Here is a 15,431-nt window from a genome sequence, read left to right on the forward strand (position 1 = left end):
GCGAAGGGCCGCACGCAGAACTGGAGGTGAATTCTGTGCAGAAGGAGACCAACTCCCTCCTGCCTTTGAAGCAGGTGGCGGTCATGCTCGGCGTCTCCCGCATGACCGTCGATCGAGCGGTCAAAGCCGGCGAAATTCCCAGCGTGAAGTTCCGCAGTACTTACAAGGTGCCCCGGACCTTCATCGAGCGCCTGATCGCCGCCGCCGAGTCCGGCCAGAGCGTCGTGGTCGAGGAGTACGCCGCAGCGTGGAGAACGCGTTGAGGGCTTACGGCTCCGCACACCCCAGACAGCAGAATGGGCCCGCCCGCTCCCCGTGCGACGGGGAGCTATGCAACGGCGCTTGGTGAATTTCTGCAGCGAATCCGCCGGGAATTCCGCCAGCGGGAACGCCGGCCACCAAAACGCCTGATCAACGGTGCTTTCAGCGCCGCGCGCAACGACTGCGCAACCCCAGAAACGTTCAAGGCGCGCCCCCTGCCAGGGGCGCGCCTCTCGAACCTCTGGGCCGCCCCCTGCCAGGGGCAAAACCCAACTTCCCTTCGGTGTCACGAAAGGACTTCCCATGGTGCCACGCGCCATGCTGTCCGACGCGCCCCAAGCGCCGGACAGCCCCCTGTCCGCCGAGGCTTCCGCCCGGCTGGACCGGCTCTACCGGCTGCACGCCGACCGCGTGCTCCGACTGGCCTACCGGCGAACGGGCGACCGTCACCTCGCCCAGGACATCGCCGGGGAGACCTGGGTACAGGCCTCCACCTGGATCACCACGCTCCAGGCCGACGACGAGGCCGCGTTCGGCTGGCTCGCCACGATCGCGAAGCGAGCCGTCGCCGCCTACTACCGGCGCCCGAGCAACAACGAGAAGCCGACCGACTGGGACGACCCGGTCGCCGGTTTCCGCCTCCCCCGTACGGCGGCCGCCGACGACGTGCTCCTGACCGACCCGCTCCCCGAGCTGCCCGCCGCCTGGCAGGCCGCGCTCGACCGGCTGCCTCCCGACCAGCGGGAAGCGCTGATGTGGCGGATCGAGGGCCTGTCGTGGCGAGCGGTCGCCTCGCACGTCCACCGCGACCACACCACCGCCGCCCGCGCCGCTCGCCGCGGTGCCCGCGTCCTGGCCGGATCGGGGGTGACCTGGTGACCTTCACATTCCCGGGGTGCCCGCGCTGCGGCGCCCAGCTCGACGGCGGACCGGTGCTCTTCCACTGCTCGGCCTGCGGCCGCGCGGTCTACGCCGCCGACCTCGACCTCGAAGTCACCGCCCGACCGCTCGTTCCGGTGGTGACGTTGTGAGCGAGATCGTGAACGGCCTGCTGCTGCTGGCCAAGGCTGACCCTGGCCTCCCGATGGCCGCCCTGCTCGTCTACACCCCGGCCGTCGACCCCTACGCCGCCCAGCTCGTCTTCCGCGACGAGCACGACGTCGAGACGATGACCTACACCTTCTCCCGGGACCTGCTGGCCGCCGGTCTCCGAGCGCCGGTCGGCGACGGAGACGTGCGGATCGGCCCGGTCGCCGACGATGACTGGCTGATCTTCAAACTGATCTCTGAAGGTGGCGGCGAGGGCGACTCCTTCGAGGCCTTCGCCCCGCGCGATCAGGTGGTCGCCTTCGTCGCCCGCTCCTTCCGCCGGGTACCCGCCGGGCGGGAAGACGAGTGGGTCGACTGGGACCGGGAAATCGCCTCCCTGTTGGCCAGCGAGACGGTTCACCGCCGCGAGGTGCGGCTGTGGGAGATCCACGGCTGGCACACCCGCACCGGGGCCCTGGCCGACGCGCTCGACGACCCCGCCATGGTGGTCGTCGAGGCGTCCACCTCCTGCGGCTCCACGCTCGTCTGGCGCATCGCCCGCGCGACGCTGGCCGACCAGGCCGCACACGCCCGCGACGGGTGGGTCCGGCTGGAAGTGCCCGGCGACGAGACCCTGCTGTTGCAGGCCGACGACGTGACCGCCTTCCTCACCGCCCGGGGCGCCGCGTGATTCCCGCCGCGCCCGTGGCGGGAACGGCGGCCGCCCGATCCTTCCCTGGAACGCCCGCCTACCTGGCGGCCGCTCGTTCCTTCGTCTGCTCCTGCCTGCCCGCATCCTGCCCGCGCCGTGATGACGCTGCTCTGGTCATCTCGGAGCTGGCCACCAACGCCGTCCTTCACTCCGCGTCCGGCCTGCCCGGCGGCAGCTACCAGGTCCAGGTCGACCTGGGCGCCCACGCCGTGGAGGTCACCGTGATCGACCAGGGTCCGGCCTCGGTGCCGGTGCCCGCCCGACGCCCCGACGGGGAGGGCGGGTTCGGGCTCGGTCTGGTCGCTGAACTGGCCGACGCCTACGACTCCCGGCCCGGCCCGGCCGGGCGCACCGTCTGGTGCCGCCTGGACTGGTGACCAGCCCCCTTTTCTTCCCGGCCTTCTGACCGCCTCGACCGTGGAGACACCTCATGGCCAACGCCCGTCAGCGCGCCGCTGACCGCCGCGCCCGGCAGCGGGCTTTCCACCTGCGCCGGATCAACGCGGCTCCGAGCCTGGTGGAGAAGCTCGACGCCGCGTTCGGCCTGCTGCGCGCTGACCTGCTCAACACCACCAACGCCGATCGCGCCCAGGCCGTCGGCGAGGAAACCCTTCGCTACCTGCTCGCTCAGAGCGAGCGCATCCCCCGGAGGACCGCGTGAGCGACATCGACACTTCTCACAAGTACGGCTATCCGCCGTTGCGTACGGGGATGCCGATCGGCCGCCGGGACACTGCCCCGGTCGGCGTCCCGCAGCCCGAACCCGTTGCGGCGCCGACCGCGCCCTTCCCGGCGTACACCGACGAGGACCAGGCCGCGGCCGCCGACCGCCCGCCGGAGTCGCAGCCTGCGACTCCGGCGGGGCCACCGCCTCCGCCGCCGACCGCGGTGAACCCGCTGCTGCAGTGGTGGCAGGCCTCCCGCGACGACAGCGCCCAGCGCAAGGACCGCGGACAGGGCTGGTGGTTGATGCGGTGGATGGGCGAGCAGCCCACCTCCGTCGCCGACCACCTGGACTACTACCTGCACCAGCGCGACGAGCGCCCGGACGGGCGCTGCGGGTGGGGGCTGCGCACGGGCTCCCCGCTGATCAACGGCGCGCACGCGGCGGGATACCGCGCCTACGGCTTGAGCGTCGGCCTGGCCGTGACGCTGGCCGCCTACGCGCTGGGCTGGATGGCCCAGCGCCCGGGCCGCTTCCTCCTGCTGAGCATCGGCGCACTCATCGTCATCACCAACCTGAACGCCTGGCTCGCCGGGCCTTGATCCTTCCTGACTGAAAAGGAGCTCCCCTGATGGGACAGATCTTCGCCGGGCTCAGCTTCACCGCTGTATTCCTGGCCATCGCCATCGCCATGATGCGCCGCCGCAAGGCGCCCCGCATCGTCGCGATCCTGATGTTCATCGCCGGATGTGGCCTGGTCGGCTCCTGGTTCCAGGGGTTCGCCACCAGGATCGCCAGCGTCCTGCCCGGAGCGCTGGTCGGGTTCGTCGCCGTCATCTGCGCGGTCGGGTTCTTCCTGGACTGCTGGGGCAAGCAGAACAAGGCTGGCAAGTCGACGGCGATCATCGGGTTCTTCGTGCCGCTGCTGCTGACCGTGATGCCGGTCAGCGTCTTGGGCATCAACCCGAACGACCTGGTCCAGGGCGTGCGGGACATCACCCAGCAGGCGCAGGTGGTCAACCCCGGGCACCGGAACTAGCCGGTCATGGAGCCGATCACGTTCATCCTGTGGATGTGGGTGACCTGGGGCACCGTCCGGATGATGACCGGGAAGAACCCCTCTTCCGAGTCTGCGTCACCCGAGACGGCTCCCGCCGCTGACACGCCTCGTGTCGGGTGGGCGCAGCGTGCCGACGAGGCCGCCGCTCGTGCGCGCACCACCGACTGGGGCAACCCCGGCTGGTGGTTGCGCGCCGGGCTGGCGGCGGCGTGGACCCCCGTGTCCGACCTGCGCAAAGCCCGCGCCTGGTACAAGGACCGCCGCACCGGCGACGAGACCGAGCCCGAGATCGAAGCCCCTGAACCGAACGACCAGGAGGCGGCCCCCGAGCCTGCCGAGGCACGCAGGACCGAAGACGCCGAACCGCCGAAAGCGGAGACGGCGGATGCTCCGCACCCACCGCAGGACTCACCGGAGCCGACGAAGTCGACGCAGGACGAGAACGAGGGCGACGCCTCTGGCCGGACGGGCGGCGCCCGCAGCGCGGCAGGGGAGCGCATCGGTGGGCGCCCGGACGACGGTGCCCACCAGGGCGACACCTCGCAGGAGCCGTGGTGGCGCCGCTACCAGCGCCCGGACGAGTACGAGGTCGAAGTCGAGGTCGTTCCGTCGCACCCCGCCGACCCAGCCGCGCTGGCCAAGCCGATCCCCGCACTGACCGCCCCGGCCCCGACGGCCCCCGCCCAGGGAGCCGCCCCGGTGGCCGAGCCGCCGTCGTATTCGGCAGGCCCGGCGGTACGCACAGTTCCCGATGCGACCGGTATCGGGCAGATCGAAGGGACCCCGACAGAGATGTCGAAGTACGTCGCCATTCCCGGCATGAACGCCCCCGCCCCCACGACCAGCGTCGAGGTGGGCGGCAACACGCACGATGACGCCGTCGAGCTGTCGAAGAAGATCGTCAAAGCGGTCAACATGACCACCACCCCCGTTGCCGAGGCCGAGGCGATGATCCGCGCCTCACTGGCCGCCGCATGGAACGCCGTCGACGCGCTCGCCGCCGCAGGCGTGGGCGGTGCGGTCATCGACCGGTGGGCCGAGGCCGTCATCGCCTTCGACACGGCGCACAAGACCGCCAAGAAGCTCAAGCAGGAAGTCGACGACGCCCACGAGGCGGCGAAGAAGGCCGAGCGGCTGCAGTCGCGCCTGGGCAACGAGATCCAGGCCGCGGTCCAGGCCGCCGGTAAGTCGGCCGCCAACTTCACCGGCTACTACGGCAAGCGCTAACCCCCGCCCGGCCGGGCCCCCTGTCTGGGGTGCCTGGCCCTGACCCCCGTCGAAGGAGGGACATCAGATGACCACCACTGAGACGGCCGAAGCCCCTTCTTCGCCGCGAACCCCGGCCCCCGCGCACGCAGAGCAGTACACGCTGACCGGTGAGCTGCAGCGGGCCACGACCACCCTGGTGCGGGCCTCCCGCACCGGCCTGTACCCGCCCGCCGCGATGGCGGGCCTGTACGGCGCCGCGACGGTGCTGCACGAAAGCGGCGCCCACCCGCTGTACGTACTGGCCGGCACCGCCGCCGCCGTGGCCGCCGGGATCTGTCTGGGCCGGGTGCGAGCCTGGCTGGAGGAGGCGCCCTGGCGGCGCGTGTGGGCCGGCGGGGTGCTGGCCGCCGCGACCGCCTGGACCACGACCGCGGTGGCGGCCGGGACAGGGATGACCACCCTGCTGCCCGCCACCCTGGTGGTGGGCGGGGGCCTGCTGGCCGCCCCCTGGTGGTGGATCCACCGGCACGAGACCGAAGCGGTACCCGCCCCGCAGCCGAAGCCGGAGCTGACGCCGGAACTGGCCGCACCTGAACGGCGCCTGGCCATCGAGGCGCCGCCCGCACCGCCTGCGCCACACGTTCACCAGGTCGCCTGGGCTGAGCACGTCGGCGCCGAGGGCCACAGCCTGCCCGGCAGCAGGTTGATCGACCCCGAGGCGATCGTCGACCACCACGGTGAGCCGAACGGCATGCGGTGGATCATCGACGGCGGGCCCGCCCGGCATACCTACACCCGGATGCGCGGGGCGATGGAGGAGATCAAGGCCACGCTGGACCGGCCGCACGTGGACTCCCTCGTCTACCTGGACGAGGACCCCGAGCAGCGTAAGACCCGCGCCAAGCTGGTCGTGCTGGAGCGCAACCCGCTGACGCAGCCGCAGTTTTGGATGCGTCCCGGGTTCGACCCGGCCACCGGCCGCATCCCGATCAGCGTCTACCCCGACGGGTCCGGCTACGCCTACTACGTGCTCTACACCCCCGGCTGGGGCATCACCCACGACCTGGTGGTCGGCACCTACGGGTCGGGCAAGTCGACCGTGCTGCGGCTGCTCACGGGGGAGTCCCTGGCCGCCGGGTCAGCGGTGGCGCTGTTCGACCCGCACGGGTCCTTCTCCGAGATCACCCCGCGTGTCATGGCCTCCTACCGCAAGCCCGAGGAGATCTACGCCGGGGCCTGCGCGCTGCGCGCCGCCTACGAGGAGCGCATCGAGATCCTGCACGAGGTGGGGGAGACCCGGATGGGGCCCGAGTTCGGGCACCCCGTCCTGCACGCGGTCATCGACGAGGCCTCCCGAAAGGAGGTGCTCGGCAACTCGATCATCAGCGGCCTGTTGACCGACATCGGCCGTGAGGGCCGCAAGCTGTGGATCAAGCTGACCGTGGCCACCCAGGACCCCTCGGTGGAGGAGGGCTTCCACGACAACAGCGCGCTGCGCGACATGCTGCTGTCCGGCAACGTGATCATCCTGAGGGTCGCGACCGCGGCCAACACCCGCATGGCCCGCACCGGAGGGGTCGAGGTCTCCCCCCACGAGCTGCCGAAGTTCTTCGACCGGGAGCAGCAGATGCCCACCACCGGTCTGGGCTACGTCCTGACCGGCTCCGGCTCTGATCTGCCTTCCCGCTCCCTCAACATGACGCCCGAGGCGTTCGCCGCCCAGGTGCCGGCCTCCGGTCCGCTGGATGAGCGGACCGGCCAGGCGTGGCAGCGCGGCTACGAGGAGGCGCTGGCTGAGCTCGCGCGATTGGCCGAGCAGGCCGAACGGTCCACGAAGAGCGGCGGCGTCGCGCTGCACGCCATCCCGGCCGACGCTTCAGCCGACCCGGGTGCCAAGGCCGCGCTGCTCGAGCTGTTCCAGGTCCGCGAGGAGGTGTCCATCGCCGACATCCGCCAGGCGCGGATCTGCTCCCCGTCGCGGGCCTACGACCTGCTGAAGGAACTGGCCGACGACGGCCTCATCGAAAAGGTCCAGGGCGAGCGCGGCCGGTACGTCAGGAAGGCCTCCTGATGACGCTCCGTACTCCTCCTCCGCTCCTCCTCCGATCCTCCTTCTCCGCTGGAGGTCCGTTTCGGGGAGCGACACGCACGCGTGCGCACGCGCGACGCGCGTGCGCACGCGAGGGTAACGCTCCGCACTCATTCACGCAACCGATGACTACCCGAATTTTTGAAGGAGAACAGCGGTGACCACCTCATCGAAGGCCGCGCCACAGGCCGGGCACGGGGTCAGGCTTTGGTGGCTTGTGCTGGTCTCGGGAACCACCTTCTCGATCATCCTGAACTTGTGGCACGCCCTGACGACGACCGGGCCGAAGACCCACGCCATCTTGGGCATCATCTTCGCGATCGTCCCGGCCGCGTTCGCCGCCCTGCTTTCCCACGGCCTGATTCACCCCACGATCGGCCTGGGCATGCGGACGGCGATCTTGAGCTTGTTCCTGGTCAGCATGCTCACCTCCATCGCCTCCCAGGCCGCTGTCCTGCGGCCCTACGGCGGCGGGTACGGCGCCGAATGGTCGGTACCGCTGGTGCTGGACGCCGCCGCGCTGATCGCCCTGAACTTCATCGCCAGATCCGCCAAGGCCGCCCGGGAGGCGATCGTGTGGGAGGCGGAGGAAGCCGACCGCGACGCCGTCCGGGCGGAACTGCGGCCCGGTGTTGAAGCGGAACTCCGGGCGGAACTTCAGGCGGAACTCCGCGTGGCCCAGGACCGGCTGGAGGCGGAACTCGACGGCCGGAAGACGGAACTGGAAGCGGAACTGAAGCGGAACCGGCAGGCGGAACTCGACGCCGCCCGGACGGAAGTCCGGGAGGAACTCGGGACGGAACTGCGGTCCTTTCAGGACAAGCTGGAAGCGGAACTGGAGAGCCGGAAACAGGCTCTGGAAACCCAGTACGCCACCCGGCTCACGCAGACCGAAACCCAGATCCGGCAGCGCGCCGAAGAGGAGATCCGCAAGCGGGTACGTCAGGCCGAAGTCGAGACCGAGGCCCGGATCCGGCTGGAGATGGCCAACGTCGCCAAGCCCAAGACCAAGGCGAAGGCCTCCGAGACGACGGCGAAGCAGACGCCGGATGACGGCCTGACCTTGAAGGACAGAGCGCGCATCCTCATCGAGAAGAACCCTGACCTCACCGGCGCCGACCTCGGCCGGGCCCTGGACGTGAGCGACCGCTACGGCCGCCAGCTGCTGGGGCAGCTGACCGAGGAGCCGAAGAAAGAGACGCCGGAAACCGCCCCGGCCGATGTCCGTTTGCGGGCGGTCACCTAACCGCCCGCAGTCAGCGAACCGGCTCTCCTCCCCGGTTTCCGGCCAGGAGTTCCGCCCGGGAGGGCAGGCGGTTCCGCCCGTCCAGTTCCGCCTTCACCGCTCGGCGAGTTCCGCCCTCAGTTCCGCCTGACAGGGGTGTGAGTTCCGCCCCCAGTTCCGCTTCGCCGCCCTTCCAGTTCCGCCCCGAGTTCCGCCTGACGCGGGTGCGAGTTCCGCCTGCAGTTCCGCCCTGAACCACCTGTAGTTCCGCGTGCTGTTCCGCTCCGGGTTCCGCTCTTTTCGGAGCCCGGGTTCCGCCCTCAGGCGGATCTGTTCCGCCCCATCAACCACGACCTTGAGGACTCACCATGACCGCACAACCTCACCGCCGGGCGCCCCGCCCTACGCCGCGTACTCCGTCGAACCGCCGCTCACCCGCCCCGCAGCGACGCCCCACCGCCCCGCCGCGGCCCTCCGCGACCGCGGCCGCCGCCCGCCGCGCCTACACGAACACCGCCCGCGCTTTCGGCGCCCGGGTCCGGACCTTCGGTGCCGGCCGCCCAGCCCCCGCCTGCCGACGCGACGGCTTCGGCCTGGCGGCCGCCATCGTTCTGGTCGTGCTGAGCCTGGCCTGGGCGACGGGGTGGGAGATCTTCGAGCCGGTCCGCATGCTGTGCCTGCTGCTGGCCGGATCTTTGACCGCCCTGGTGTGGGTCGCCGTGGCGGTGCTGGCCTGGCAGCTGCTGCGCGGCCTGGAGAGCCAGGCCGCGCTGCGGTGGCTGCTGGCCGGATGGGCGGCCGTCGTCACCGGTGCCGCCGGGCTGGCGCATCTGGCCCATGGTTCCCCGGACGTGCAGCACGTCGCCGCCGCGGGCGGCCTGGCCGGGGCCCTGGTGGTCACCCCGGTGGAGGCGCTGCCGTCCGCGCTCATCGCCCTGGTGCTGGTCTTGGTCATGGTGGCCGGGGTGCTGGCTGTGACCCGTACCCCGCCCCGGCGGGTACCGCATGGGCTCCGCGCGCTGCGCGCCCGCCTGGGCCGTCACACCTCACCTGCTCCCGAGCAGGCCCCTGCACCGGCCCCTGCTGGGGAACCGGACCTCTACGACCAGGACCAGGGCGCGGAGCCGACGGTGGTCATCGACACCGGCTGGGACGAGAGGCTCGTACGGCCTACCGTCACGCCGGACCCCGTTGAACCCGGCGCGCCTGCCGCGCCCGCCGAGCCCGCCGAGCCCGCCGAGCCGGTCACGGTCCGCCCGGACCTCGTCCAGGACCGCGGCCCCTACTCCAGCCCCCTGCTGCACGCCGCCCCCTCCGCGGTCCCCGCCCCAGCGGCGGAACAGCACCCGCAGGAGGAGGCCGTGCCGCCCGTCGTCCCTGTGGTCCGTACCGCCTCCACTGCCGTGTCCCTGCCCAGCCCATCCCTGCTGCGGCCCGGGTCGGTGCCCCGGCCGTCCACCGCGGCCACGCAGAAGGTCGTCGACGACCTGACCGGTGTGCTGGCCGACTTCAAGGTCGGCGCCCAGGTGATCGGCGCCACCCGGGGCCCGACCATCACCCGCTACGAGATCGTGCTCAACCCCGGCGTCAAGGTCGAAAAGGTCACTGGCCTGGCCAAGAACATCGCCTACGCCGTCGGTTCACCGGACGTGCGCATCCTGTCGCCGATCCCCGGCAAGTCCGCGATCGGCGTGGAGATCCCCAACGCCGACAAGGACCTGGTCTCCCTCGGCGACATCCTGCGCTCCGCCGCCGCGCAGAACGACCGCCACCCCCTGATCGTCGGCCTGGGCAAGGACGTCGAAGGCCAGGTGATCCTGGCCAACCTCGCCAAGATGCCGCACCTGCTCATCGCGGGCGCGACCGGCGCGGGCAAGTCGGTCTGCGTCAACGGCCTGATCTCCTCGATCCTGATGCGCGCCACCCCCGAGGAGGTGCGGATGGTGCTCATCGACCCCAAACGGGTCGAGCTGGCCGTCTACGCCGGGATCCCGCACCTGATCACGCCGATCATCACCAACCCCAAGAAGGCCGCCGAGGCCCTGGAGTGGGTGGTCGGCGAGATGGACCGCCGCTACGACACCCTGGCCGCCTGCGGCTTCCGGCACGTCGACGACTACAACGCCGCCGTGAAGGCCGGCCAGGTCACCGCGGCGCCGGGCGCTGACCCGCTGGAGCCGTACCCGTACCTGCTGGTGATCGTGGATGAGTTGGCCGACCTGATGATGGTCGCCCCGCGCGACGTCGAGGACTCCATCGTCCGCATCACCCAGCTCGCCCGCGCCGCGGGCATCCACCTGGTCATCGCCACCCAACGCCCCTCGGTGGACGTGGTCACCGGCCTGATCAAGGCCAACGTGCCCTCCCGCCTGGCGTTTGCCACCTCCTCGCTGGCCGACTCCCGCGTCATCCTCGATCAGCCCGGCGCCGAGAAGCTGGTCGGGCAGGGCGACGCCCTGTTCCTGCCGATGGGCGCCAGTCAGCCGGTCCGGCTGCAGAACGCCTTCATCTCCGAGAAGGAGACCGCTGGGATCGTCGCGGCCTGGACCTCAGCCGTCTCGACCGCTTCGCCCGCCGAGTCCTCCCCGGCGTCCCCGGCCGGTGGCAGTGACGGGGTGGGTGACGACCTTGACCTGCTGGTTCAGGCCGCCGAACTCGTCGTGACCACCCAGTTCGGCTCGACCTCGATGCTCCAGCGCAAGCTGCGGGTCGGCTTCAACAAGGCGAACCGCCTGATGGGGCTGCTGGAGAGCAGGAACGTCGTGGGGCCCGGCGAGGGCTCCACGGCGCGCGAGGTCCTGGTCAAGCCTGACGGCCTGACCGACCTGCTGCAGAAGCTGCGCTCAGCCTGACCACACCACCCCATCCCACGAAAGGACCGAACCGATCATGGCGCTGTTCTTCAACGACAAGGGCGACGACTACGCCCAAGACAGCTCGACCGGGCTCAACGTCGTGACGTGCGGCCAGTGCGGCACGACTCACTCGATCTCCAAACCGTTCGATGACCACACGTGCGGCTGCGGGCGGGTCCTCAACGGCTCCGGCCGCGCAAACGCGCCGGACCTCGGCAAGAACCCCTGACAGGAGATCACTCCCCATGACGCAGAACACGACGCCCAACGTGAGCGCTTACTTCGCTCGCCAGGCCGACGCCGCTCGCCTGGAACTGGCGCGCGCGGACGCCAAGGCCAACACCCTGCTCACCGTCACGGGCACGACGTTCTCAGTCCTGTCCGCCCTGGCCGTCCTGGCCGCCGGAAAACTCTCCCTGGTCGGCATGTCTGGAATCGGCACGTCAGTGGCCGGCCTGGGAACCGCCACGGTCGTGCTGCTGCTGGTCGTGCTGCCGACGCTTCCCCCGAGAGGCCACGGCGTCGGCTTCACCGTCCTGGCCGCCTACCGGACGGACCGGCTCGACGAGCTGCTGACGCGCTACACGCCCGACGACATCGAGACCGGAACCGTCGCCGAAGCGGTCCGGCTGGCCGACATCGCCTACACGAAGTTCAGCCGCATCAGGATCGCGACACGGTTCATGATCGCCGCTTTGTCCATCCTGGCCGTCACCGCGACCGCGCTGATCTTCCTCTCCTGAGGACCAGACGGGCGCGCACCAGCGTGGTCATCCGCCAAGACACCCACGCCGGGCGCGCCCGCACCCCACCAATCCGAACCGAACAGGACCGATCAGAGAGGTAGCACCCATCATGCACACCGACGCTGTCCCCGCACCTCATCAGGATGGTGCAGCCGCTCCCGGCTTGGCGCCGGACACCTGGTGGGCGTTCCCGATGAGGGGCCCCGCCGGCACCGCCGACCGGGCCGCCTCCCGGTACGGGATCATGGGCGACTACGACACCAACGATCTCCTCGTCGAGATCTCCGGCGAGCACGCGGCCGCCGCAGCCGACTTCATCGTCACCGCCGCCCGGCAGCACGCCGACCACCAGCGTGACGAGGTCCTGGCAGCCACGCCCGGAGCCCGCCCCGGCCAGGAAGAAGCCGATCTGGTCGAAGAGACTTCGGCCGCCTACACCGAACTCGCCCGAGGCGACACCAAGGCCGGAATCCTCATCGGCTTCATCACCGGGCTGCTTGGCGTGCTGGTCGCACTGGTCGCACTGGCTCCGATGCTGGCCATCTCGGCCCGCACCGGCCTGGTCGTGGCGGTCGGCCTGCTGACCACAGGCGCTGCGACGGCGATCTACTCCATGATCCGCCCCGCCTTGCCCCCGACAGGGCAGGGAACGGGATTCATCGCTTACGCCGCCTGCTCCGGCCCCATGGAGGTGCTGACCATGCTGGCCACCGACCCCAAGACCAGGAAGGCAGAGAACGTCATCCGCCTGTCCACGGTCACCTACAGCAAGTACAGGCGGCTACGCCTGGCCGTTGACCTGGTGCTCGCCTCCCTGATCGTCATGGTCGTCAGCCTGCTGCTAGGGGCCCTGTGACAACCACCGCCCCACCGCTTCCCACGTAGCGGCTGGTGCGGGTGCCTCGCCCGGCCTCAGCAGGGCCGGGCGAGGCACCCGGGGCAACCGCTCCGAACGCGGACGCGCCCAGCGTGGTCTCCGACCAAGAAGCTCCACGCTGGGCGCGCCCGCACACCTCACCGATCCAACAACCGGAAGGCACATCCATCATGACGAAGATCTGCGACCGCTACAGCGTCGGAGTGCTCATCACCAGTCAGGACCGCTACCTCATGTTCGAGCGGGCCACCCCACCCGTCGGGATCGCCCCCGTCGCCGGGCACGTCGACGACCACGGCATCCCCGCGGACGCCGCCCGCGCCGAGGTTTTCGAGGAGGTCGGCCTGACCGTCGACTCCCTGAGCCTTGTCACCAGCGGCTGGCGGCCGAACCGCTGCCGCCGCCCCGTCCCCGCCGGAGGCCTGCCGGGCCACTACTGGACCATCTTCCAGGCGCAGGTGAGCGGCACCCTGAACTCCTCCGCGAGGGAGGCGCGCAACGCGAGGTGGCTGGACCGGCCGGAGATCCAGCGCCTGGCCGCCCGCACCGTGTCCTACGCCTACGGCGCGATCAGCGCCGCCGAGTTCTCCGCCGCTCCCGGCTTGGAGCCGGTCTGGCTGGAGTGGCTGCACGAGGCCGGAATCGTCGAGGTGACCGACGACGCGCTCACCCGCGTCGAGGACCTCGCCGCCCGCCCGCTGTGAAAGGAGAAGCCGAGATGTCCGAGCACGCCTGCTCCACGTCCGAGGCCTTCGACCGTCGCGCCCGGCTCGCCCTGGACCTGGCCGTCGCTGGCGACCTGCCCGGCGCGCAGGCCGCCGCTCAGGAGCTCGACCTCTACCACGGCGCTCTCACCGGGGCGCTGCTGGTGTGGGTCGACACCCTGATCGGCCGTACCGAGCCCGCCCAGCAGCAGGCGCTGCTCACCCCGCCGGAGACCACCGATCCGGCTACCCGCTGGGCCGCCGAAGTGATCGCTGCCCGTCTCACCCTGAACAAGCAGGCTTTCGTCGACCTGCGGCTGGCCGTCCCCCGCACCCGCGCCGGGGTCGACGAGCACGCGACGGCGCTGCTGTGCCTCATCGCCGACCACCTGAACCCTCACGGAGGTCCCGCGTGATGCCCGCCGACGACTGGATCGCCGCCATCGTGCGGCGGGCAAAGCGACAGCTGGCGATGACCGAGACCATCGGCTGGCCCGAGGGCGTGCTCGCCCGCGCCCTTAACCTTGTCGGCGCCCCCGTCGATCTGCACGGCCACCGCTTCATCACTACGTGGACCTCTGCGGGTCCTCCGCATGCGGCAGACCGGCCATGCGAGGTCAACGGCTTCAACTGGCGTTGCCTCGGCTGCGGCAGCTATGGCCGTCAAGGTGACACCTACAACGATCCCGGCTATCGGGACCGGCGCGATGCCCAGGCGGATGCCCAGGCCCACGCCGAGCGGTGCCGGTTCCTGGCCGCGCAGTAGCACGCAAACGGGCGCGCACCAGCGTAGAAGTCCCACGCTGGGCGCGCCCGCACACCTCACTGATCCAACAACCGCATCATGACGAAAATCTACGACCGCTACAGCGTCGGAGTCCTCATCTTCCAGAACGACCACCTGCTGATGCTCGAGCGGGCGACCCCACCCCTCGGGGTCGCCCCTGCCGCCGGGCGCATCAATGACCAGGCATCCCGGAGAACGCCGCTGGTGCCCAGGTTGTCGAGGGCCTCGGCCTGACCATCGCATCGTTGGAGCTCATCACGAACCCTGAACCGCTGCCACCGCATCCGGGATGATGCGATGCACTGCGCGTCCTGAATCCATGGACGGGAGGCCCGCCGAACTTGGTTCGGCGGGCCTCCCACGTTTCTGGCTCGCAACGCCTCCTGCTTGGCCCCGTCAAGCATGACCCGGGATTCGGCGGCAATCTTCTGATCTTGAAATTTTCGGCACAGACTCCGAGATCGCGTTTACGCCGTAATCACATGTAGACAGGCTACAGGTGATTACGGCGTAATCACCTGCCCGTCGTTTCGGTCAGCAGACGAACGAGCGTCTCCAGATCCTCCAGGGACAGCCGGTCACGCAACGACTTGGCAATCTCCATCGGAGAGCCCAAAGCAATCATGCCGCGCCGTCCCTCTGTCGCCTTCTTGCCTTGAACAACTGGCGTAGACCCCTGGCCTTCCTTCGGGAGCGTCTTCGGCGGAGCGGGAGGCAGCGGAGTCGGCATGGCCTGCTGCTCATGCGGAAGTTTCCCGATCTCCCGAGCGTCTTCCACCCGTAGGTGGCCTTGTGCGAGCTCCCGCTGCAGTTCGGGCTTCAGGTTCAACAGCACTAGGCGCTGCGAGCCCCATCCAGGTGACTTGCCGACCCGGCGGCACGCCTCCCGGAGGGAGATCTCACGGACCTCCATCAACCTTTTCAGGCCCTGTGCCTCCTCCAGAGGGGTTAGGTCGTCTCGCTGCAGGTTCTCGATAAGAGCCTGTTCCGGTGAGGCCGATGCGGTCTCCTTCACCGTGATCGGTACCTCGGTCAGCCCGGCCAGCTCAGCCGCGTGTCGACGCCTGTGCCCGATCTGGATCACGAACCGCTTGTCTCCGATCTGCTCGGCATGCTGCGGGTAGGCAGACAGCCACACATCTCGGGGGACGACCACCAGGTTTTGAAGGATGCCGTCTTCTCGGATCGTCTCGGCGAGCTCTCCAAGGTTCCG

General features: G+C 70.2%; 20 protein-coding genes. 19 read left to right on the forward strand and 1 reads right to left on the reverse strand.

The genetic code is table 11. From position 1 onward, the window contains the following. The 19 genes from ACFOYY_RS14745 to ACFOYY_RS14835 all read left to right on the forward strand — a co-directional run. Window positions 1-263: helix-turn-helix domain-containing protein (locus ACFOYY_RS14745; protein WP_386190061.1), on the forward strand; the 263-nt coding region annotated here is incomplete at its 5' end. A 301-nt stretch (window positions 264-564) separates the two neighbouring features. Continuing rightward, on the forward strand, window positions 565-1,140 hold the full coding sequence (locus tag ACFOYY_RS14750; protein WP_386190062.1) for an RNA polymerase sigma factor: 576 nt from the start codon (window positions 565-567) through the stop codon (window positions 1,138-1,140). After that, window positions 1,137-1,292 (forward strand): hypothetical protein, encoded by a 156-nt coding sequence (locus tag ACFOYY_RS14755; protein ID WP_386190063.1) that lies wholly within the window; start codon window positions 1,137-1,139, stop codon window positions 1,290-1,292. Before ACFOYY_RS14750 ends, ACFOYY_RS14755 begins: the two co-directional genes overlap by 4 nt. Next, complete coding sequence (locus ACFOYY_RS14760; protein WP_386190064.1) at window positions 1,289-1,981, forward strand: SsgA family sporulation/cell division regulator; 693 nt, start codon at window positions 1,289-1,291, stop codon at window positions 1,979-1,981. Before ACFOYY_RS14755 ends, ACFOYY_RS14760 begins: the two co-directional genes overlap by 4 nt. Next, on the forward strand, window positions 1,978-2,379 hold the full coding sequence (locus ACFOYY_RS14765) for an ATP-binding protein (protein ID WP_386190065.1): 402 nt from the start codon (window positions 1,978-1,980) through the stop codon (window positions 2,377-2,379). The genes ACFOYY_RS14760 and ACFOYY_RS14765 overlap by 4 nt, the downstream gene beginning before the upstream one ends. Before the next feature lie 53 nt (window positions 2,380-2,432). Beyond that, the gene (locus tag ACFOYY_RS14770; RefSeq protein ID WP_386190066.1) at window positions 2,433-2,663 is read left to right on the forward strand and encodes a hypothetical protein; all 231 of its coding nucleotides are present in this window, start codon (window positions 2,433-2,435) and stop codon (window positions 2,661-2,663) included. Continuing rightward, a complete protein-coding gene (locus tag ACFOYY_RS14775) occupies window positions 2,660-3,268 on the forward strand; it encodes a hypothetical protein (protein ID WP_386190067.1) in 609 nt (202 codons plus the stop codon). Before ACFOYY_RS14770 ends, ACFOYY_RS14775 begins: the two co-directional genes overlap by 4 nt. A gap of 29 nt (window positions 3,269-3,297) precedes the next feature. Then, complete coding sequence (locus tag ACFOYY_RS14780) at window positions 3,298-3,705, forward strand: hypothetical protein (protein WP_386190068.1); 408 nt, start codon at window positions 3,298-3,300, stop codon at window positions 3,703-3,705. Window positions 3,706-3,711: 6 nt separating this feature from the next. After that, window positions 3,712-4,953 carry a hypothetical protein gene (locus tag ACFOYY_RS14785; RefSeq protein ID WP_386190069.1) on the forward strand — a complete coding sequence of 414 codons (1,242 nt, stop codon included), beginning with the start codon at window positions 3,712-3,714 and terminating at the stop codon, window positions 4,951-4,953. Between the two features lie 67 nt (window positions 4,954-5,020). Then, window positions 5,021-7,006 (forward strand): hypothetical protein, encoded by a 1,986-nt coding sequence (locus tag ACFOYY_RS14790; protein WP_386190070.1) that lies wholly within the window; start codon window positions 5,021-5,023, stop codon window positions 7,004-7,006. A 175-nt stretch (window positions 7,007-7,181) separates the two neighbouring features. Next, window positions 7,182-8,270, forward strand: a complete 1,089-nt coding sequence (locus tag ACFOYY_RS14795) for a hypothetical protein (protein ID WP_386190071.1) — start codon at window positions 7,182-7,184, stop codon at window positions 8,268-8,270. Window positions 8,271-8,617: 347 nt separating this feature from the next. After that, entirely contained in the window at window positions 8,618-11,101 is a 2,484-nt protein-coding gene (locus tag ACFOYY_RS14800) for a DNA translocase FtsK (protein WP_386190072.1), read from the forward strand. 37 nt (window positions 11,102-11,138) lie between these two features. Continuing rightward, a complete protein-coding gene (locus ACFOYY_RS14805) occupies window positions 11,139-11,333 on the forward strand; it encodes a hypothetical protein (protein WP_386190073.1) in 195 nt (64 codons plus the stop codon). Window positions 11,334-11,349: 16 nt separating this feature from the next. Then, on the forward strand, window positions 11,350-11,847 hold the full coding sequence (locus ACFOYY_RS14810; RefSeq protein WP_386190074.1) for a Pycsar system effector family protein: 498 nt from the start codon (window positions 11,350-11,352) through the stop codon (window positions 11,845-11,847). A 196-nt stretch (window positions 11,848-12,043) separates the two neighbouring features. Further along, entirely contained in the window at window positions 12,044-12,706 is a 663-nt protein-coding gene (locus tag ACFOYY_RS14815) for a hypothetical protein (protein ID WP_386190075.1), read from the forward strand. A 191-nt stretch (window positions 12,707-12,897) separates the two neighbouring features. After that, the gene (locus ACFOYY_RS14820; protein WP_386190076.1) at window positions 12,898-13,431 is read left to right on the forward strand and encodes an NUDIX hydrolase; all 534 of its coding nucleotides are present in this window, start codon (window positions 12,898-12,900) and stop codon (window positions 13,429-13,431) included. 14 nt (window positions 13,432-13,445) lie between these two features. Continuing rightward, window positions 13,446-13,847, forward strand: coding sequence for a hypothetical protein (locus ACFOYY_RS14825; protein ID WP_386190077.1), 402 nt, complete (start codon window positions 13,446-13,448; stop codon window positions 13,845-13,847). Continuing rightward, entirely contained in the window at window positions 13,847-14,197 is a 351-nt protein-coding gene (locus ACFOYY_RS14830) for a hypothetical protein (protein WP_386190078.1), read from the forward strand. Before ACFOYY_RS14825 ends, ACFOYY_RS14830 begins: the two co-directional genes overlap by 1 nt. 78 nt (window positions 14,198-14,275) lie before the next feature. Continuing rightward, entirely contained in the window at window positions 14,276-14,452 is a 177-nt protein-coding gene (locus ACFOYY_RS14835; protein WP_386190079.1) for a hypothetical protein, read from the forward strand. 280 nt (window positions 14,453-14,732) lie between these two features. On the opposite strand, the gene ACFOYY_RS14840 is transcribed toward ACFOYY_RS14835, so the two are convergent. Continuing rightward, window positions 14,733-15,431: ParB/RepB/Spo0J family partition protein (locus tag ACFOYY_RS14840; RefSeq protein WP_386190080.1), on the reverse strand; the 699-nt coding region annotated here is incomplete at its 5' end.

It is taken from the genome of Streptosporangium jomthongense (genome assembly GCF_042650425.1).
Taxonomy (GTDB): domain Bacteria; phylum Actinomycetota; class Actinomycetes; order Streptosporangiales; family Streptosporangiaceae; genus Streptosporangium.